Source organism: Collimonas pratensis (genome assembly GCF_001584185.1).
GTDB lineage: Bacteria > Pseudomonadota > Gammaproteobacteria > Burkholderiales > Burkholderiaceae_D > Collimonas > Collimonas pratensis.
This window is the reverse complement of sequence record NZ_CP013234.1, coordinates 1,742,537-1,760,447: the sequence shown is the minus strand read 5'-3', so window position 1 is coordinate 1,760,447 and position 17,911 is coordinate 1,742,537. Positions and strand designations below refer to the sequence as shown.

Genomic DNA, 17,911 nt, shown 5'->3' with positions numbered 1-17,911 from the left:
AAAACTCTGACCCCATTTAACTGCGTGTGGTTGCTTTTGACGTTGGGGTTGCCGTTGCTTTTGACGTGCCCCGCATTGAGACGTTGCCAAATCCGGTGCGTGTCAGCCGGGAATTGTGGAGGACATGTTTGAGCCGAAGGCGAGTTTGTCCCCCACCCGGCTGACACGCGCCGGATTTGGGGACCCGACCGAAGGGAGGGCAACAGCTGTGCGGTCGCCTTCTTTTTGGTTACTTTTCTTGCGCCCGGCGAGGGGGCGAAGCAAGAAAAAGTAACTGGCTGCCGGGCCACCCCGGCAAGCCTCCACGGAGTAGCTATCGTGTTATCAACCCGCAGACCGTTCTTCGCATACTGCCGAATGTACTCCGTGGCCCGTTAAATGGGGTCAGAGTAATTTTCGCAAAAGCCGCGAAAAAAAACTCTGACCCCATTTAACTGCTTTGGAGGTGGTTTTAAAACTACTTTCGAGGTGGCGCTAATACTGTTTTTCAGGTGGCGATAAAAAAGACTGATGAAAATTTCAAAGAAAATCCTTATTGCCAGTGCGCTCTGCCTGCATGCTTTGCTGGCGCAGGCTGCGATCGACCCTGCGCTGCTCAAGCCGCTGGCCGGCGAAGATCCCGACGCCCGCATCGCCGCCGTCAACCAGATCGCCGCGCTGGCCAATGACGATGCACTCAAGATCCTCAACGCCCTCAATACCGACGCCCTCTACGCCCGGCCCGACGGCACCGTCCTCATCGTCGACGACACCAAGGCCTTCAACCCCGCCACCGACCAGACCCTGCCCACGCCCGACGACGCCGACGGCATCAGCGTCAACAACCGCCTGCGCGGCGTGGTCGAAGGCGCGCTCTCGGGACTGAAGCTGTTCTCGCCCAACCGCAAGCTGCGCATCGCCGCCGCCACCGATCTCATGAAAACCGCCGATCCGGCCCAGATACCGCTGATCAGCAAAGCACTTCATAAAGAGAGCGATCCCGAGATCCAGGACATCCTGCAACAGGTCATCGCCACCGCCAACCTGCACTCACCCGACGCCGCCACCCGCAAAGCCGCGGTGCAGACGCTGGCCGGCAGCACTAACGCTAACATCCGTCCCGCGCTGCAAAACCTGCTCAACAAGAACCCCGACGGCAGTTACATCGAAGCCGACCCCGCCGTCCGCATCGAAGCCGTGCGCACTCTCGGCGTGCTGGACCGCCACCTGGCCACGGTGGATTTCATCGGCAAGGTGTTCTACGGCATCTCGCTCGGCAGCGTGCTGCTGCTGGCGGCGCTGGGCCTGGCGATCACCTTCGGCCTGATGGGCATCATCAACATGGCGCACGGCGAGCTGCTGATGATCGGCGCCTACACCACCTACATCTGCCAGCTGCTGTTCCGCCAGTACTTCCCGGCGGCACTGGACGGCTACCTGCTGGTCGCCCTGCCGGCCGCTTTCATCGTCACCGCCGCCGTCGGCATCGTATTGGAACGCCTGGTGCTGCGCTGGCTCTACGGCCGGCCGCTGGAAACCCTGCTCTGCACCTGGGGCATCAGCCTGATCCTGATGCAGACTGTGCGCAGCATCTTCGGCGCCCAGAATGTCGAAGTCGCCAACCCCAGCTGGATGTCGGGCGGTGTCACCGTGCTCGGTTCGCTGGTGCTGTCGTATAACCGCATCGTGATCATCTTCTTTGCGCTGTTCGTGGTGTTGGCGGTGTGGCTGATCCTGAACAAGACCCGGCTCGGCCTGTTCGTCCGCGCCGTCATGCAGAACCGCCGCATGGCGGCTTGCGTCGGCGTCTCCACCGGCAAGATCGACATGATGACCTTCGGCCTCGGCTGCGGCATCGCCGGCCTCGGCGGCGTCGCCCTGTCGCAGCTGGGCAATGTCGGTCCCGACCTCGGACAAGGCTATATCGTCGACTCCTTCATGGTGGTGGTGCTGGGCGGTGTCGGCCAACTGGCAGGCACCGTGATCGCCGCCTTCGGCCTCGGCGAGGTCAACAAATTCCTGGAGCCGATGGCGGGCGCGGTACTGGCCAAGATCGCGATCCTGGTGTTCATCATCGTCTTCATCCAGAAACGCCCGCAAGGCCTGTTTGCACTGAAAGGCAGGAGCGTCGAATGACAACCGCATCCATGCAAATCTCCATGGCGAAGACACCGCTATTCACCCGCCCGGCCTGGAGCGGCATCATCGTCTGCTGCGTGATCCTGGCGCTGCTGCCTATCCTCAACCTGGCCTTCCCTGCCGGTCACGCGCTGCATATCTCCAGCTACACGGTGGCGCTGGTCGGCAAGTTCATGTGCTACGCCATGGCGGCGCTGGCGCTGGATCTGGTGTGGGGTTATACCGGCATCCTGTCGCTCGGCCATGGCGTGTTCTTTGCGCTGGGCGGCTATGCCCATGGCATGTACCTGATGCGGGCCATCGGCCGCGACGGCGTCTACCAAAGCAACCTGCCGGACTTCATGGTATTCCTCGACTGGAAAACCTATCCCTGGTTCTGGTCGCTGACCGACAACTTCTGGTACTGCATGGCGCTGGTGGTGCTGGTGCCGGGCGTGCTGGCCTTCGTGTTCGGTTACTTCGCCTTCCGCTCGCGCATCAAGGGCGTCTACTTTTCGATCATCACGCAGGCGATGACCTTCGCCTTCATGCTGCTGTTCTTCCGCAACAATACCGGCTTCGGCGGCAACAACGGCTTCACCGATTTCAAGCGCATCCTCGGCTACTCGATTACCGCGCCGTCGACCAAGGCGGTGCTGTACCTGATCACGCTGGCCTTCCTGCTCGGCGCTCTGATATTGTGCCGCTGGATCGTGACGTCCAAGCTGGGCCGCGTGCTGCAAGCAGTACGCGATTCCGAATCGCGCCTGATGTTCATCGGCTACAACCCCTTGTGGTTCAAGCTGTTCGTCTGGACCTTGTCGGCGGTATTGTGCGGCATCGCCGGCGCCCTGTACGTGCCGCAAGTGGGCATCATCAACCCGTCCGAAATGTCGCCGGCGAATTCTATCGAGATGGTGATCTGGGCGGCCGTGGGCGGCCGCGGCTCGCTGGTCGGCCCGATCATCGGCGCCTTCTCGGTCAACGGGCTGAAGAGCTGGTTCACCGGCGCTTTCCCCGATCTCTGGCTGTATGCACTGGGCCTGATCTTTATCCTGGTGACGCTGTTCATGCCGCAAGGAATCCTGGGATTGGCGGTGAATTTGAAAAACAAGCTGAAAAGCAAATCCGCAAGCCAGCCTCAGGCTGATGCCAGCAGCAAGGAGGCGGCATGAATCAACCGATAAAACCGCGCATCAGCCCAATCTACGATCCGGCGCAGCCGTCGGAAAACGTCGACAACACCCGCCATGCCGACTACGGCACCTCGTATGCCCGCATCAAGCCGGAGGGCGTGGACACCACCCATGGCGCCATCCTCTACCTGGAAAACATCACGGTATCGTTTGACGGCTTCAAGGCGCTGAACAATCTCAACCTGGATATCTCGGTGGGCGAACTGCGCTGCATCATCGGCCCTAACGGCGCCGGCAAGACCACCATGATGGACGTCATCACCGGCAAGACCCGCCCCACCGCCGGCACCGCTTTTTTCGGCCAGAGCATCGACCTCACCAAGCTGACCGAGTACGACATCGCCCACGCCGGCATCGGCCGCAAGTTCCAGCGGCCGACGGTGTTCGAACAGCACACTGTGTTCGAGAACCTGGAGCTGGCAATGAAGATGGGCAAGCGACTGACAGTCCGGACCACCCTGTTTTCGCGCCTGAGTTCGGAACAGATCGACAAGATCGACGCCTGTTTGCGCCTGATCCGCCTCAACGGCAACGAACGGCGGCTGGCTGGCCTGCTGTCGCACGGGCAGAAGCAATGGCTGGAAATCGGCATGCTGCTGATGCAGGAACCGCAGTTGCTGCTGCTGGACGAGCCGGTGGCCGGCATGTCCGATGCGGAAACGGCGCGCACCGCGGAACTGCTCAACGAATTGCGCGGCAAGCATTCGATCATGGTAGTCGAGCACGACATGGGCTTTGTCGCCGAGATCGCCCAGCAGGGCAAGGTCACGGTGCTGCACGAAGGCTCGGTGCTGGCAGCAGGCAAGATGTCGGAAGTCCAGGCCGACGAACGGGTAATCGAAGTCTATCTTGGGCGCTAGAACAACATGTTAAACGTTGACCAACTGAATCAGTACTACGGCTCGTCGCACACCCTGCGCGGCATTTCGCTGTCGCTGGAAAAAGGCAAATGCCTGGCCCTGCTGGGCCGCAACGGCGTCGGCAAGACTACCCTGCTGAAATGCCTGATGGGCGTGCTGCCCAGCGCCAGCGGCAAGATCATGCTGGAAGGCCGTGACATCACCAGCCTCAAGCCGCACCAGCGCGCCGCACTAGGGATTGCCTATGTGCCGCAAGGGCGTGAAATATTCGCCCGCCTGTCGGTGGAAGAAAACCTGCTGATGGGCATGGCCACCAAATCCGGCAAGCAGGCTTTGCTGATCAAGGAAGAAGTGTATGAATTGTTCCCGGTGCTGAAGGAAATGCTGCAGCGGCGCGGCGGTGATCTCTCCGGCGGCCAGCAGCAACAGCTGGCGATCGCCCGTGCCTTGCTGGCGGAACCCAAGCTGATCATCCTGGATGAGCCGACCGAAGGCATCCAGCCTTCCATCATCAAGGACATCGGCCGCGTGATCCGCCTGCTGCGCGAACGCGGCAACATCGGCATCCTGCTGTGCGAGCAGTACTTCGACTTCGCCCGCGAACTGGCCGACAATTTCGTGGTGCTGTCGCGCGGCGAGGTGGTGGCCGCCGGCAGCCATGAAAGCATGGATGACGAGAGCGTGAAACGACACTTGGCGGTATAGTGCCGCATGGATAATCTGACTGTCCTCACGCTGCCGGATTCGATACCGGCCGAACCAGCCCACCACAGCGCCAGCCAGGCCTGGCTGTCGCTCGCCTTTGGCGACGACCAGGGCACGACGCGCTTGCTGGATCGTGCCCATTACGGTCCCTTGCGCGTGCAAAAGGCGTTGTATCCCGAGCACCCGTCGATCTGCCACGCCATCATTGTCCATCCGCCCGGCGGCGTGGTGGGTGGTGACGAACTGACAATCAAGGCCAGCGTCGACGAACGCGCCCATGCTTTCCTGACAACGCCGGGCGCCGCCAAGTGGTACCAGGCCAACGGCAGAGTCTCGCAACAGCAGGTGCGCCTGCAGGTTGCCGACGGCGCCGCGCTGGAATGGCTGCCGCAGGAAACCATTTTTTTCGACCGCGCCGAGGTCGCGCTGGAACACCAGGTCGAGTTACAGGGCGACGCCCGCTATATCGGCGGCGAAATCCTGTGTTTCGGCCGCACCGCTTCGGGCGAGTCATTCACCGGCGGCCGCATTTCGCAGCAGACCAGCATCCGCCGCGACGGCAAATTATTATGGTTTGAACAAGGCGCGTTGGACGGCGGCAGCGCTGCCATGCAGAGCCGGCTGGGACTGGCGGACTGCAGCGTCTGCGCCACCCTGATGGTGGCTGGCAAGACCTTTCCGGCCAGCTTCGTGCAGCAGTTGCGCGACTGCGCCAGCCAGCTATCGGACGGCCGCGCCAGCGTCGGCGCCAGCCAGGTCAAATCGGTGCTGGTATTACGCCATCTCGGGCACTCCAGCGAACTGGCGCGGCAATGGATGATGCAAGCCTGGCAAATGCTGCGCCCGGAATTACTGGGACATGCGGCGCATATACCGCGTATCTGGAGCACCTGATATGACGGCGCCGCGGCCGTGATACAACCCAACACCACCCTGCCCACCAGAAATCAAAGTCATCGCAAAGAAAGAACAACATGGATCTGACGCCAAGAGAAAAGGACAAGCTGCTGATTTTCACCGCCGCCCTGCTGGCAGAGCGGCGCCTGGCGCGCGGCCTGAAACTGAATTATCCGGAAGCCATCGCCCTGATCAGCGCCGCCATCATGGAAGGCGCGCGCGACGGCAAAACCGTGGCCGAGCTGATGTCCTACGGCAGCAAGATACTGACCCGGGCCGACGTCATGGACGGCATCGCCGAGATGATCCCCGACATCCAGGTCGAAGCCACTTTCCCCGACGGCAGCAAGCTGGTCACCGTGCATCACCCGATTCCCTAACTGGAGCCCCCATGATCCCAGGAGAAATGCTGATCCAGGCCGGCGACATCGAACTCAATGTCGGCCGCCGCGTGCACGCTGTAACGGTCGCCAACAGCGGCGACCGGCCGATCCAGATCGGTTCGCACTTTCATTTTTACGAAGTCAACCCGGCCTTGCTGTTCGAGCGCGAGGATGCCTACGGCATGCGGCTCAACATCGCCGCCGGCACCGCAGTACGCTTCGAGCCGGGCCAGAAACGCACGGTGGAACTGGTGGATCTGGCGGGTGACCGCATCGTCTACGGTTTCAACGGCAAGGTCATGGGTGCACTGACGAAACGGACAAAATCATGAGCAAGATCTCTAGACACGCTTATGCCGAAATGTACGGCCCCACCACCGGCGACCGCATCCGCCTGGCCGATACCGAACTCTTCATCGAAATCGAACACGATTACGCCACCTACGGCGAAGAAGTGAAATTCGGCGGCGGCAAAGTGATCCGCGACGGCATGGGCCAGTCGCAGCGTCTGCATCGTGATGTCATGGATACCGTGATCACCAATGCCGTGATCATCGACCACTGGGGCATCGTCAAGGCCGACATCGGCATCAAGGGCGGCAAGATCGCCGCCATCGGCAAGGCCGGCAATCCGGATATCCAGCCGGACGTGACCATGGTGATCGGCGGCGCCACCGAGATCATCGCCGGCGAAGGCAAGATCGTCACCGCCGGCGGCATCGATTGCCATATCCACTTCATCTGCCCGCAGCAGATGGAGGAGGCGCTGATGAGCGGCGTCACCACCATGCTCGGCGGCGGCACCGGACCGGCGGCAGGCACCGCTGCCACCACTTGCACCCCCGGCCCCTGGCATCTGCATGCGATGCTGTCGGCGGCCGATGCCTTCCCAATGAATCTGGGCTTCCTCGGCAAGGGCAACATCAGCCTGCCGGGACCGCTGGAAGAGCAGGTGCGCGCCGGCGCCATCGGCCTCAAGCTGCATGAAGATTGGGGCTCGACCCCGGCCGCCATCGACAACTGCCTGAGCGTGGCCGACCGCATGGACGTGCAGGTGGCGATCCATAGCGACACCCTGAACGAAGGCGGTTTCCTGGAGCACACGCTAGCGGCGTTCCAGGACCGCACCATCCACACCTTCCATACCGAAGGCGCCGGCGGCGGTCACGCGCCGGACATCATCGCCGCGGTCGGCAACAGCAATGTGCTGCCCTCTTCCACCAATCCGACCCGGCCGTTTACCGTCAACACACTGGACGAGCATCTCGACATGCTGATGGTCTGCCATCACCTGGATGCGGCAATCGCGGAAGACGTCGCCTTCGCCGAATCGCGCATCCGGCGCGAGACCATCGCCGCCGAAGATATCCTGCACGACATCGGCGCCATCAGCATGATGTCCTCCGATTCGCAAGCCATGGGCCGGGTCGGCGAAGTCATCATGCGCACCTGGCAGACCGCGCACAAGATGAAGGTGCAGCGCGGCGCACTACCAGAAGACAGCGGCAGCAAGGCAGACAATTTCCGCATCAAACGCTACATCGCCAAGTACACCATCAATCCCGCCATCACCCATGGCATCGCGCATGTGGTGGGATCGATCGAAGTCGGCAAGATTGCCGACCTGGTGCTGTGGAAACCTGCCTTCTTCGGCGTCAAACCCTCCACCATCCTGAAGAGCGGCATGATCGCGGCGGCGCAGATGGGCGACCCGAACGCCTCCATCCCGACGCCGCAGCCTGTGCACTACCGCATGATGTTCGGCGCTTATGGCGGCGGCCTCAAGACTTCGCTGACCTTTGTTTCGCAAGCGGCTTACGACGACGGCATCGGCGAGCGCTTGAAACTGAACAAGCCGGTGATTGCCATCAAGGACGTGCGCCACCTGCGCAAGCACCACATGATCCACAACAGCGCCACGCCGCACATGGAAGTCAATCCGGAAACCTATGAAGTACGGGCCGACGGCGAACTGCTGGTATGCGAACCGGCCAGCGTGCTGCCGATGGCGCAGCGTTATTTCCTGTTTTGATTTTTAGAGCACATTGACGGCACAAAATGTTAATTCTTAATACCAAAGTAGAACACGCAGACCTGATCGAAGGCGAACTGATCTTGCCCTACGATTTGCGTGAAAAAAGCCGCCTGCGCGCGACACTCAGCAGCGGCGAAGAAGTCGGCGTATTCACCGTGCGCGGCACGGTGCTGCGCCATGGCGACCTGATCAAGGGCAGCGACGACAACGGCAGGGAACGCGTGGTCAAGGTGCTGGCGGCGGCGGAAACCACCTACCGCATCGAGTGCAAAAGCCCGCATGCCCTGCTGCGCTGCGCTTTTCACCTGGGCAACCGCCACACGCAAGCGCACGTCGGCGACGGCTTCCTGCGCATCCGCAAGGACCCGGTGCTGAAGGAAATGCTGGAAGGTTTGCAGGCCAAGGTGACTGAAGAACTGGCGGCGTTCGAGCCAGAGTCCGGCGCATATGGTGGCGGTCATCATCATCACGATGGCCTGCTGGCGCCCGTACCACTACGTCAGAAAATTCATCGCCCCGGCGATGCCGACGCCAACTGAGCGCTCACTTAAACCAATGCATGACATGCAAGCCACCGCGCTGCTCCACCTGCTGCAACTGGCCAGCCCATCGCTGCCGATAGGCGCCTACAGCTATTCGCAAGGGCTGGAGACGGCCATCGACAAAGGTTGGGTCAAGGATCCGGCATCGGCGCATGGCTGGATCTGCGAGCATTTGCAGCAAGTGGTTGCACTGTTTGAAGCACCTGTTACCTGGCGCCTACTGCAAGCCTTCGAACGCCGCGACGGCGACGCCGTGCAGCTTTGGACTGAACGCTTCATCGCCGCCCGCGACAGCGCCGAATTCCGCGCCGAAACCATACAGATGGGCTATTCGCTGGGCAAGCTGGCGATCGAATTGCAGATCGGCGACGCCGCCTTGCTGGCCATCCTGCAGGCACAGCCGGAACTGCCGCTGCCGACCGCCTACGCCTATGCGGCGGTGGCCTTGCAAGTACCGCATGAGGCTGCCTTGCTGGGCATGTTGTTTTCCTGGGCCGAGAACCAGGTGCTGGTCTGCGTCAAGACCATCCCGCTCGGGCAGGTCGCCGGCCAGCGCCTGCTGCTTTCCTTGCAGGCGGAACTGCAGCTGGCCGCCGAGCGCGCCCGCCAGCTGGCCGATCACGAATTGTCAAACTGGGCGCCCGGCCTGTCGCTGCTGTCGATGCAGCATGAAGAACAGTACAGCCGCCTGTTTCGTTCCTGAATTGTTCCTGAATTGCTCCTGAAACCAAACACTCACTATTCTTTAAGCGAATCTGAAAATGAGCACTTCCTCCACTTCCAATCCCCTGCGCGTCGGCATCGGCGGCCCGGTCGGTTCCGGCAAGACTGCATTGTGCGAAATGCTGTGCAAAGGCATGCGCGACCATTACGACATGGCGGTCATCACCAATGACATCTACACCAAGGAAGACATGGAGATCCTGCTGCGCGCCGATGCGCTGCCGGCGGAACGCCTGATGGGCGTGGAAACCGGTGGTTGCCCGCACACCGCCATCCGCGAGGACGCCTCGATCAACCTGGAAGCGATCGCGCGCATGAGCGCAGATTTCCCAAACCTGGACCTGATCCTGCTGGAGTCCGGCGGCGACAATCTGGCCGCCACCTTCAGCCCGGAGCTGTCAGACCTCACGATCTACGTGATCGACGTCGCCGGCGGCGAAAAAATCCCGCGCAAGGGCGGCCCCGGGATTACCCGCTCAGACCTGCTGATCATCAACAAGACCGACCTGGCGCCGTATGTCGGCGCCAACCTGGATGTGATGGCGCACGACGCCAAGAGGATGCGCGGCGAACGGCCATTCGTTTTCACCAACCTGCGCAGCGGCGACGGCGTCGAGCAGGTGATCGCTTTTATCCGTAAACAAGGCTTGCTTGAACAACCTAAATAAGCAACCTAAATAAGCAACCTAAATTAGCAATCCAAATACGTTGGTAGGGTGGGCACGTTTTTGTGCCCACGCGGATAGCGCAACAGCGTGGGCACAAAAACGTGCCCACCCTACTTCTTTACTCACAGAGAAATCTGAACAAGCACTTTTTCACAGGAGTCAGCCATGCCCCATCTTTCCGTAAAAACCTGCGGCCGCCTCAGCGCCCTAGCCGTCGCCGCACTGGGCATTGGCTCTGCCCTCGCCCACCCAGGCCATCCCGACGCCTTCGGCTTCAACGACGGCTTCGCCCATCCGTTCAGCGGCCTCGACCATTTGCTGGCGATGCTGGCGGTCGGCCTGTGGGCGGCGCAAAACAAGCGCTCCGCGCTATGGCTTCTACCGCTGGCGTTTCCACTGATGATGGTGGGCGGCGCTCTGCTGGCGTTTGCCGGCGTAGCGCTACCGGGAGTGGAAACCGGCATCGCAGCCTCGGTCGCCGTGCTCGGGCTGCTGATCGCCTTCGCCATCCGCATGCCGGCATGGGCCAGCGCCGCCGTAGTGTCGGTATTTGCCGTGTTCCATGGCTATGCCCACGGCAGTGAACTGCCGCATGGCGCATCGGCGCTCTGGTACGGCGTCGGCTTTGTCGCTGCCACTGCCCTGCTGCACTTGTCCGGCCTGGCGATCGGCCTGGTCGCCGGGCAGAAGATGGCGGCGCAGGTAGTGCGCGTGGGCGGCATCGCCATTGCAGCGGTTGGCGGCTACCTGCTGAGCGGGGCGCTCTAAAAAAGCCGGATCGGCGACGCCGGCAGCATGCGGCGATCACCAAGATTAAAATAAAGGTCAACTTGTTCCGCAACCATTGTGGAACAAGTTGACTCTTTTTTTGTCCACCGCCAGGCGCATGTAAATATGCTAAGGTCTCCTCCCCTAATGCCGATTTTGCCTATTTAGACTGGATACATCATGACTTCATCGATTGCTTATCGCATTCCGGGACGCGCCCGCGACCTCGGTGAACTGGTAGTGCGCCGCGTGCTGCCCGCCGGCCATCATCAGAGCGTCGGCCCGTTCCTGTTCTTCGATCATATGGGGCCGGTCGAATTTGCCAGCGGCCAGGGCATAGACGTGCGGCCGCATCCGCATATCGGCCTGGCCACGGTCACCTATCTGTTTGAAGGCGCAATTCGCCACCATGACAGCCTAGGCAACGACCAGGAAATCATCCCCGGCGACGTCAACTGGATGACCGCCGGCCGCGGCATCGTCCATGCCGAACGGACACCGGCCGCGCAACGCGCCAAGGGCTGGCGCCTGCACGGCATCCAGACCTGGGTCGCACTGCCGCTGGCCGATGAGGAATGCGCGCCGGCCTTTGCCCACCATCCGGCCGCCAGCCTGCCGCTGATCCAGGGCGATGGCTATCAGTTGCGCGTCATCGCCGGCCGCGCCTTCGACCAGGAAGCACCGGTCAAGATCAGTTCGCCGACCTTGTATGTGGCCGCAGAAATGACGGCGGGCGCACAGTTCACTCTGGCGCCCGAATATCCGCAGCAAGCCGTGTACGTCGCCAGCGGCAGCGTCACCGTCGACGGCGAAGCCTTGGAACTGGGCGTGCTGGCGGTGCTGCAGCCTGACGTGGCAGTCAGGATTGTCGCCAGCGAAGCGGCCCAGGTCATGCTGCTGGGCGGCGCGCCTATCGACGGCCCGCGTTCGATCTGGTGGAATTTCGTCGCCAGCCGGCCGGAACTGATCGAGACCGCCAAGCAGAACTGGCGCCAGCAGCTTTTCGACCCGGTACCGGGTGATCCCGAATGGATTCCCCTGCCGGAGGTGTGAGCACAAACAAATCATCAGTGAATGGCTATTCGCCGCAGGCTCGATGGGCGCCGGCGTTGCCAAGGCCTTGAGTTTGCTGCGTTAAGCGTCGCCATCTCCGCTATCGTTTGGGCCAGCAACACGCCCTGGACGCACATGCGTCCGGGGCGTTTTTCATTTTCCGGGCATATCGCTCATCCCTAACCGGCAGCGCGACACGAAAATACGGGGTTCTCCACAGTTTCTCAAATATGACGTTGCCAAAATGCAATGCTGCGGCGACAATAAGCTACCAATGCGATGACGCAGCGTCTGCAGGGGCTTGCCCCCGCCGCGCATGTTTTCCATAAAAATGGCACGTGAATCACGCGCGCCGCCTCGCAGTTTGAATTTTGTGCCACCTCACATCAGGGATACTTATGCAGCGTTCAGCGACGACTTTGGCGATCATGTTAACGACCTCATTTCTGGCCGCATCCGCCGGCGCCGCTAATGCGGAAGACCCCACCCTGCAAATTATCGCCGCCGCCGGAAAATCCGTGTGCCAGTCAACTGTCCGCCAGCTTGGCGCCACCTCGCAAAAAATCGAGCTGTGCGTCTCGCAAGGCAATTTCGCCCATGACGTTTACGTGCTGAAGATAGATGGCAACGACGTTCTCAAAGGGATAGATGACGAAACCACCAAAGGCATTTTCGCCACCCACCAGGGCGAAAAAATAAGCCTGACCTGCGCGCCGCAACTCGAGGAACCGACGCAAGTGACTGCGGAAAAGATCGACGCGGTGCAAAAACTGATGCCGGCGCTGTCTGCCGACGAAGCAAGAAAGACCGCGATTTCATTGGATGCGGTGGAGATAGGGCGCTTATGCACTGCTCAACGCGGCGACAATTCTTTGCTGGATGTACGGGTCGTGTTCAATTGAGGAGCGGGCAGCAAAAGCAGCGATTGAATCATCGTGTGGAATTCGGCTGCAAGAGTGGCTGAGAATGTGAGAGGATGCAGTTTCCGTCGCAGCTACAGCCTCACATTACCTGGAAAGCCACTATGACCCGCAGCGTCCTCGATGAAGCCAGTATCCACCCCGCCATCCGCCAGACCATCACCGATAGCCATGCCGACATCGTTCGCGAGGTACAAGACGCCATCGCGAGCAACAAGGTTGTTGTGATCGGCATGACGCAGAATCCGTTTCCGCGCAAGGCACGCAAGGCGCTGGATGCGATTTCCGCTCCCTACAAGTATCTTGAATATGGCAGCTACCTGGGCCAGTGGAAACGCCGCAATGCACTCAAGATGTGGACCGGCTGGCCGACTTTCCCGATAATATTCGTCAACGGTACGCTGGTAGGCGGCGCCAACGACTTGCAGCGTCTGATCGATAGCGGCGAGTTTGCGCGAATGGTTGCCGGCTGACGCGGACTGAAGTATTGCAAGGCCGGTGATTCGTCGAAAAACGTTGCGCCGCTCAGGCCGAACCCGAGAACTACCAGATATAAGGCAGCAGGCGGTAGCGAACCTTCTGGCAATACTCCGCGTATCCCGACAAATTCTGCCGCAGGAATTTCTCCTCATCCAGCAGCCGCCAGATCAGCGTCGACATGAGCAGCAGCACCAGCAGCAAACCCAGCCATGAGCCCAGCGCCAGCGGCATGCCGACCAGCAGCGGGAAGACGCCGGCATACATGGGGTGCCGCACCAGCGCGTACGGCCCGGTTGAAATGACTTTCTGCCCTGCGGCGACCTGGATCGTCGATGCCGCATAAGTATTTGCCTTGAGCACCATGAACACCAGCAGGAAACTGAAGGCGACCAGCACATCCCCCGCCAGCGACACATAGGGTGGCGCCGGCGACCAGCCGAAGCGATAGTCCAGGGCGGGCACGACGATCAAGGCAATGAACCCCGCCATGGCAAAGAACATCACACGTTTTTGCGTGCTTTCCTTTTCTGCTGTCGGTCCGGCTTTCATGCGCCGCTCAAGGAGCGCCGGATCTCTGACCGCAAGATACACGGTGACGGCCGACGACGCTCCCACGAAAACCGCCATGAACAGCCATCCCTGCCAGTAATCCAGGGTTCCGGCGGGGATAAAGAGCAACGCCGCCAGGGTAATGGCGCCAAGCAGGCTAGCTCGCAGTGCCCGAAAATTTAGCTTATTCACCCCACCATGATAGTACTGTCCGCGCCGAACGTCTTTGCCTCGGCTAACTGGCGAGGTATTGCATAAGCAGGATCGAAACCGGCATCCAGATCAATAGTACGCACCACACGAACCAACCATATTGAAATGAGGCAATACGCGTTATAGTTTCGCATCTGCCTGAAGCGAGAACCTCATGTATCAAGCTGCCGACATTCATGGATACCGTGCATGATTCCCCAAGATTACCCCCAGAAGCCCACCCCCGCTTATGTCCCAATTACCTGTAATTGAAACCAAAAGAACCGTTCTGACCATCCTGCACCCTGACGCGGCGCCTCTTTTGCTCGCCTACCAGATGGCAAACAAGGAACATCTGGCGCCATGGGAGCCGATAAGAGACAGCGATTTTTATACTGCTGAATCTTGCCGCCGGCGCTGTGAATCGGCTTATCAAGCATTCATTGACGGCACTGCCGTCAGCTTCATTGCGCTTGAACGCAAGTCGAATAAAATGATCGCCGGCTGTAATTTCTCCAATATTGTCAGAGGCCCTCTACAGGCGTGTTACCTGGGGTATTCGGTGCATCAGGAGTTCGAGGGCCAGGGGCTGATGCACGAGGTCGCGCAGGCAGCGATACAGTATGCATTCGGAGAGCTTGGGCTGCATCGCATCATGGCGAATCACCTGCCATCCAACCTGAGAAGCCAGAAATTGCTGGGCAGGCTGGGATTCGAGCGTGAGGGTTATGCCAGGGCATATTTAAAAATTGCGGGAAAATGGGAAGATATGGTTCTTAATTCCCTGATTAATTCGGAAGGGTAAGCCGCTCCCCCGATCTCACATAACGTGTTCACAGCAGCATCCAACGACTTTTTTCTACATTTCCAAGGCTTCGATGGACAAACAACTGATATTCATTTGTTTCCTGACGTTCGTCATCCACATCATTGGCACCCTGGCATACTCCGTGCGCATCGCGGGGATCAGGACGAGACGGATTGCCGTTTCGCTTGCGCTGTTCAGTATCCTTGTCCTTGTCTCGCGGACCTCGAATTCTTTTCTTGGGCCATTCCTGGCCAAACGGGTCGAATCGAATATCGGCAGGCAGTTTGCCGCAGAAAGTCTGCTTTCCGACTTTCGCTGGCTGCTTGTCTCCGCGTCGCTTGCGACCATCGTCGGCGCCTTGCTGATTCCGACTTTTCAGCGCGTGTTTTGCCGAGCCGTCGAGCATTTTCAAGTGCATCGTTCGGTGCCAAAATTGATTCTGCACGGGTTCTTCAAAGGCGGCCTGTCTTACATCAAAGACGTCGCAAGCCTGCCACGGAGCGCGAACGTCGCCGCGCTGCGCGATAGCGGCAGCGTCTCTCTGTCGATGACCTCGCTCAACGTTGCTGCTGTTGCCCTGTGGACCGTGGGCGTGTTTGCAGCGCTCTATGCCGGCGCTCTGGACCCGAGCGTCCGCGTTACATCCAGTACGCTTTCTTCAATCATTAACGGCGGAGCAACCGTCATGATGGCGGTATTCATTGATCCGCATATGTCGGGCATGACCGATGACGTCATTGAAGGCCGGGTTAGCGAATCGCAGTTTCGGCGCGCAGTGGTCTGGCTGGTGGGTAGCCGGCTGGCAGGCACCGTACTTGCCCAGCTTCTGCTGGTCCCCTCTGCGATGCTGATTGTGGGCGTGGCGAAATCTCTGTAGTGATGGCTAAAACCAGCTTTTCACAGGTGACTCAGTTCCGTCGGAGCGAACGGTTGTTAATGCTGCCAATGTCGTGAGGATTTGGTCAAACTCAGTCGCCATTATCACATTTTCATAGTCGCGCAAATATTAAAAATGGCCTATAGTGCAAAAAAATACGAGGGAGTAGGTTTTGCGAAATCGGCTGAAATCAGTATTGAAGGCGCTTCCATTTATTGCGATTCTTGTCCTCATCACGAATCCGGAGGTCCGCGTGTTGACGTTCCTGGCAGATGCCATCGGCTTGGATCTGATAGCTGTTTTGTTCGCGCTACAACTCGGTTCGCTGAGAGGATATGCGATGAATTTTGTCATCGTTCCTGCCTACCGGTTTCTTTGCGGCGTGTCCCGGCTTCCTTGTTTTGTTCCTTCATGGACGTCTGTCAAGCAAATGCCCAGTCTTCTGCTACATGCATTTCCGATTCGACCGATGGCTTTTTGCCTGGCCGTTATTGTGATTGCGACGCATGCAGCACTTGGGCTGCCGATTTAATTTCTGTTGTGCCTGCCTGCCATCACTTCGATGCCATGCTGAAAATCTGCCTGCGCTACAAGTGTCGAGCGCATTCCCATTGATGCACCAGTTGAATCGATGCCCAGATTCCTTAACCATAATCCGCAGTCCAAGATACGCAAGGAGCAACCGTGACATATTCCACAGTTAAACGCTGGCACGAGATCGTCAAGTCGCGCGACATCGTTTCCCTGAAAGCATTGCTCGCCGATGATGTGATCTTTGAATCACCGGTTGTCCACACGCCCCAAAACGGCAGCGCGATCACCGCCAAATACCTCGCCGCCGCCCTGCATGTTTTGAATAACGATACCTTCGAATACCTGAACGAATGGCTAGGCCCTGATTCCGCAGTGCTGGAGTTCCAGTCGACCTGCGACGGCATCCTGATCAATGGCGTAGACATGATCAAGTGGAACGACGAGGGTCTGATTACCCACTTTAAAGTGATGGTCCGACCGCTCAAGGCAGTTAACAAAATCCACGAACTGATGGGTCAGATGCTCAGGCCCGATGCGGCACAAGCACGGTGAAACCGGTATTCCACCGCCATTGATGTTGCGATATGCACGATGCAACTTCGGACCTGCTGCAACGCAATCAGAACTGCACCACGGCTTTGCCCCGCCCCTTGCCGGAATATCCATAGTCGATTGCCTCGCTCACGCTGTCCAGCGGGAACAGGCTTGCCACCTCGGCCTTGATTTCCCGCTGCAGCACCAGCGCGGCAATCTCGGCCAGCCGTTGCGGCTCGGGCCGCATCTGGAACCAGAGGCCGGTGCGATTGGCAGGCGTCCGTGCAGCCAGCTCCGGTGCGGCGGTCGATACCAGCACGCCGGCCTCGCGCAGCAGCGGCCACAGCAGGTCTAGCGCTGGGCCGCCGACCAGGTCGAGCACCAGATCGACGCTGGCAGCCAAGTGTGCGAACGGCTGCGCAGCACGGTAATCGACAACCACATCGGCGCCCAGTGCAGCTACGTATTCCAGGTTGCGTTCGGAGGCGGTGGCAATCACGCGTGCACCGGCACGCTTGGCCAGTTGCACCGCCATGCTGCCGACGCCGCCGGCAGCGCCCTGGATCAGGACAGTCTGGCCGGCTTTTAGCTGGCCAGTTTCGAACAACGCTTGCCAGGCGGTCAGGGCAGCTATCGGCAGCGAGGCGGCGACGACATCAGGCAAACCGTCCGGCGTCGACGTCAGCAGAGCCGCATCGACCTCGACGTAGTCGGCAAATGCGCCGAGGGTCGGCATGAAGCCGAACACCCGCATGCCGTTGAAGAAACCGTCGACTTCGGCGCCGACGGCATGCACCGTACCCGCCAGTTCCGCCCCCAGCGTGATCGGAAACGGCAGCGGGAAATAATCCTTCAAGACGCCTTCCCTGATCTTGCGATCGATGGCATTGACACCGGCCGCATGGACTCGTACCACGACCTTGCCCGCAGCGGGCTGGGGAATATCGATCAAGTCCAGGCTGGTGACTTCTTGATTGCCGTAGCTGTGGATGCGTACTGCTTTGTTGGGTTGCTTCATGATGTTCTCCTGTGAATGAGTCTCTAGAATAGATGTCTTACAGAAGATCCGATAGACGGCAGAATGACACAT

General features: G+C 59.8%; 21 protein-coding genes. 19 read left to right on the top strand and 2 right to left on the bottom strand.

Features of this window, described 5'->3' with window-relative positions; translation table 11 throughout:
* Nucleotides 1-510 precede the first annotated feature (510 nt).
* From urtB to CPter91_RS07995, 15 genes are all read left to right on the top strand, one after another.
* Complete coding sequence (gene urtB, locus CPter91_RS08065; protein WP_061939140.1) at nucleotides 511-2,115, top strand: urea ABC transporter permease subunit UrtB; 1,605 nt, start codon at nucleotides 511-513, stop codon at nucleotides 2,113-2,115.
* On the top strand, nucleotides 2,112-3,272 hold the full coding sequence (gene urtC / locus CPter91_RS08060) for an urea ABC transporter permease subunit UrtC (protein WP_205631667.1): 1,161 nt from the start codon (nucleotides 2,112-2,114) through the stop codon (nucleotides 3,270-3,272). Before urtB ends, urtC begins: the two co-directional genes overlap by 4 nt.
* Nucleotides 3,269-4,153, top strand: coding sequence for an urea ABC transporter ATP-binding protein UrtD (urtD, locus tag CPter91_RS08055; RefSeq protein ID WP_061939138.1), 885 nt, complete (start codon nucleotides 3,269-3,271; stop codon nucleotides 4,151-4,153). Before urtC ends, urtD begins: the two co-directional genes overlap by 4 nt.
* Nucleotides 4,154-4,159: 6 nt before the next feature.
* A complete protein-coding gene (gene urtE, locus CPter91_RS08050) occupies nucleotides 4,160-4,858 on the top strand; it encodes an urea ABC transporter ATP-binding subunit UrtE (RefSeq protein ID WP_061939136.1) in 699 nt (232 codons plus the stop codon).
* Nucleotides 4,859-4,864: 6 nt separating this feature from the next.
* Nucleotides 4,865-5,752 carry an urease accessory protein UreD gene (locus tag CPter91_RS08045; protein ID WP_061939134.1) on the top strand — a complete coding sequence of 296 codons (888 nt, stop codon included), beginning with the start codon at nucleotides 4,865-4,867 and terminating at the stop codon, nucleotides 5,750-5,752.
* An 80-nt stretch (nucleotides 5,753-5,832) separates the two neighbouring features.
* On the top strand, nucleotides 5,833-6,135 hold the full coding sequence (locus tag CPter91_RS08040; RefSeq protein ID WP_061939132.1) for an urease subunit gamma: 303 nt from the start codon (nucleotides 5,833-5,835) through the stop codon (nucleotides 6,133-6,135).
* 11 nt (nucleotides 6,136-6,146) lie between these two features.
* Nucleotides 6,147-6,470, top strand: a complete 324-nt coding sequence (locus CPter91_RS08035; RefSeq protein ID WP_061939130.1) for an urease subunit beta — start codon at nucleotides 6,147-6,149, stop codon at nucleotides 6,468-6,470.
* Nucleotides 6,467-8,170 carry an urease subunit alpha gene (gene ureC / locus CPter91_RS08030; RefSeq protein WP_061939129.1) on the top strand — a complete coding sequence of 568 codons (1,704 nt, stop codon included), beginning with the start codon at nucleotides 6,467-6,469 and terminating at the stop codon, nucleotides 8,168-8,170. The genes CPter91_RS08035 and ureC overlap by 4 nt, the downstream gene beginning before the upstream one ends.
* 26 nt (nucleotides 8,171-8,196) lie before the next feature.
* Nucleotides 8,197-8,712 carry an urease accessory protein UreE gene (gene ureE / locus CPter91_RS08025; protein ID WP_061939127.1) on the top strand — a complete coding sequence of 172 codons (516 nt, stop codon included), beginning with the start codon at nucleotides 8,197-8,199 and terminating at the stop codon, nucleotides 8,710-8,712.
* Between the two features lie 25 nt (nucleotides 8,713-8,737).
* A complete protein-coding gene (locus CPter91_RS08020; RefSeq protein ID WP_061945992.1) occupies nucleotides 8,738-9,418 on the top strand; it encodes an urease accessory protein UreF in 681 nt (226 codons plus the stop codon).
* 58 nt (nucleotides 9,419-9,476) lie between these two features.
* Nucleotides 9,477-10,106, top strand: a complete 630-nt coding sequence (gene ureG, locus CPter91_RS08015; RefSeq protein ID WP_061939125.1) for an urease accessory protein UreG — start codon at nucleotides 9,477-9,479, stop codon at nucleotides 10,104-10,106.
* A 165-nt stretch (nucleotides 10,107-10,271) separates the two neighbouring features.
* Nucleotides 10,272-10,874: a HupE/UreJ family protein gene (locus CPter91_RS08010; protein WP_061939123.1), complete on the top strand. Its 603-nt coding sequence runs from the start codon at nucleotides 10,272-10,274 to the stop codon at nucleotides 10,872-10,874.
* Between the two features lie 180 nt (nucleotides 10,875-11,054).
* Nucleotides 11,055-11,927: a pirin family protein gene (locus tag CPter91_RS08005; RefSeq protein WP_061939121.1), complete on the top strand. Its 873-nt coding sequence runs from the start codon at nucleotides 11,055-11,057 to the stop codon at nucleotides 11,925-11,927.
* Between the two features lie 428 nt (nucleotides 11,928-12,355).
* Nucleotides 12,356-12,829 (top strand): hypothetical protein, encoded by a 474-nt coding sequence (locus tag CPter91_RS08000; protein ID WP_150119647.1) that lies wholly within the window; start codon nucleotides 12,356-12,358, stop codon nucleotides 12,827-12,829.
* A 122-nt stretch (nucleotides 12,830-12,951) separates the two neighbouring features.
* A complete protein-coding gene (locus tag CPter91_RS07995) occupies nucleotides 12,952-13,320 on the top strand; it encodes a glutaredoxin domain-containing protein (RefSeq protein WP_061939117.1) in 369 nt (122 codons plus the stop codon).
* A gap of 70 nt (nucleotides 13,321-13,390) precedes the next feature.
* On the opposite strand, the gene CPter91_RS07990 is transcribed toward CPter91_RS07995, so the two are convergent.
* Complete coding sequence (locus CPter91_RS07990) at nucleotides 13,391-14,068, bottom strand: methyltransferase family protein (RefSeq protein ID WP_061939115.1); 678 nt, start codon at nucleotides 14,066-14,068, stop codon at nucleotides 13,391-13,393.
* A gap of 250 nt (nucleotides 14,069-14,318) precedes the next feature.
* Here CPter91_RS07990 and CPter91_RS07985 point away from each other — a divergent pair, with 250 nt between their 5' ends.
* The 4 genes from CPter91_RS07985 to CPter91_RS07970 all read left to right on the top strand — a co-directional run bounded on the left by CPter91_RS07985 (nucleotide 14,319) and on the right by CPter91_RS07970 (nucleotide 16,839).
* Nucleotides 14,319-14,873: a GNAT family N-acetyltransferase gene (locus tag CPter91_RS07985; RefSeq protein ID WP_061939113.1), complete on the top strand. Its 555-nt coding sequence runs from the start codon at nucleotides 14,319-14,321 to the stop codon at nucleotides 14,871-14,873.
* A 73-nt stretch (nucleotides 14,874-14,946) separates the two neighbouring features.
* The gene (locus CPter91_RS07980) at nucleotides 14,947-15,753 is read left to right on the top strand and encodes a lipid II flippase Amj family protein (RefSeq protein ID WP_061939111.1); all 807 of its coding nucleotides are present in this window, start codon (nucleotides 14,947-14,949) and stop codon (nucleotides 15,751-15,753) included.
* Between the two features lie 196 nt (nucleotides 15,754-15,949).
* Nucleotides 15,950-16,285 carry a hypothetical protein gene (locus CPter91_RS07975; RefSeq protein WP_061939109.1) on the top strand — a complete coding sequence of 112 codons (336 nt, stop codon included), beginning with the start codon at nucleotides 15,950-15,952 and terminating at the stop codon, nucleotides 16,283-16,285.
* Nucleotides 16,286-16,437: 152 nt separating this feature from the next.
* Nucleotides 16,438-16,839, top strand: a complete 402-nt coding sequence (locus tag CPter91_RS07970) for a nuclear transport factor 2 family protein (RefSeq protein WP_061939107.1) — start codon at nucleotides 16,438-16,440, stop codon at nucleotides 16,837-16,839.
* 67 nt (nucleotides 16,840-16,906) lie between these two features.
* Here the strand turns inward: CPter91_RS07970 and CPter91_RS07965 are convergent, their stop codons facing one another.
* Nucleotides 16,907-17,839 carry an NADP-dependent oxidoreductase gene (locus CPter91_RS07965; RefSeq protein WP_061939105.1) on the bottom strand — a complete coding sequence of 311 codons (933 nt, stop codon included), beginning with the start codon at nucleotides 17,837-17,839 and terminating at the stop codon, nucleotides 16,907-16,909.
* Between the last annotated feature and the right edge of the window lie 72 nt (nucleotides 17,840-17,911).

Excerpts from the sequence above, each read along its gene's own strand:
- CPter91_RS07985 (WP_061939113.1), top strand. The coding sequence starts at position 14,319 with ATGTCCCAATTACCTGTAATTGAAACCAAAAGAACCGTTCTGACCATC.
- urtE (WP_061939136.1), top strand. The coding sequence starts at position 4,160 with ATGTTAAACGTTGACCAACTGAATCAGTACTACGGCTCGTCGCACACC.
- CPter91_RS08005 (WP_061939121.1), top strand. The coding sequence starts at position 11,055 with ATGACTTCATCGATTGCTTATCGCATTCCGGGACGCGCCCGCGACCTC.
- CPter91_RS08010 (WP_061939123.1), top strand. The coding sequence starts at position 10,272 with ATGCCCCATCTTTCCGTAAAAACCTGCGGCCGCCTCAGCGCCCTAGCC.
- CPter91_RS07965 (WP_061939105.1), bottom strand. The coding sequence starts at position 17,839 with ATGAAGCAACCCAACAAAGCAGTACGCATCCACAGCTACGGCAATCAA.
- ureG (WP_061939125.1), top strand. The coding sequence starts at position 9,477 with ATGAGCACTTCCTCCACTTCCAATCCCCTGCGCGTCGGCATCGGCGGC.
- CPter91_RS07980 (WP_061939111.1), top strand. The coding sequence starts at position 14,947 with ATGGACAAACAACTGATATTCATTTGTTTCCTGACGTTCGTCATCCAC.
- CPter91_RS08020 (WP_061945992.1), top strand. The coding sequence starts at position 8,738 with ATGCAAGCCACCGCGCTGCTCCACCTGCTGCAACTGGCCAGCCCATCG.
- ureC (WP_061939129.1), top strand. The coding sequence starts at position 6,467 with ATGAGCAAGATCTCTAGACACGCTTATGCCGAAATGTACGGCCCCACC.
- ureE (WP_061939127.1), top strand. The coding sequence starts at position 8,197 with ATGTTAATTCTTAATACCAAAGTAGAACACGCAGACCTGATCGAAGGC.
- urtD (WP_061939138.1), top strand. The coding sequence starts at position 3,269 with ATGAATCAACCGATAAAACCGCGCATCAGCCCAATCTACGATCCGGCG.
- CPter91_RS07995 (WP_061939117.1), top strand. The coding sequence starts at position 12,952 with ATGACCCGCAGCGTCCTCGATGAAGCCAGTATCCACCCCGCCATCCGC.
- CPter91_RS08045 (WP_061939134.1), top strand. The coding sequence starts at position 4,865 with ATGGATAATCTGACTGTCCTCACGCTGCCGGATTCGATACCGGCCGAA.
- CPter91_RS08040 (WP_061939132.1), top strand. The coding sequence starts at position 5,833 with ATGGATCTGACGCCAAGAGAAAAGGACAAGCTGCTGATTTTCACCGCC.
- CPter91_RS08035 (WP_061939130.1), top strand. The coding sequence starts at position 6,147 with ATGATCCCAGGAGAAATGCTGATCCAGGCCGGCGACATCGAACTCAAT.
- urtC (WP_205631667.1), top strand. The coding sequence starts at position 2,112 with ATGACAACCGCATCCATGCAAATCTCCATGGCGAAGACACCGCTATTC.
- urtB (WP_061939140.1), top strand. The coding sequence starts at position 511 with ATGAAAATTTCAAAGAAAATCCTTATTGCCAGTGCGCTCTGCCTGCAT.
- CPter91_RS08000 (WP_150119647.1), top strand. The coding sequence starts at position 12,356 with ATGTTAACGACCTCATTTCTGGCCGCATCCGCCGGCGCCGCTAATGCG.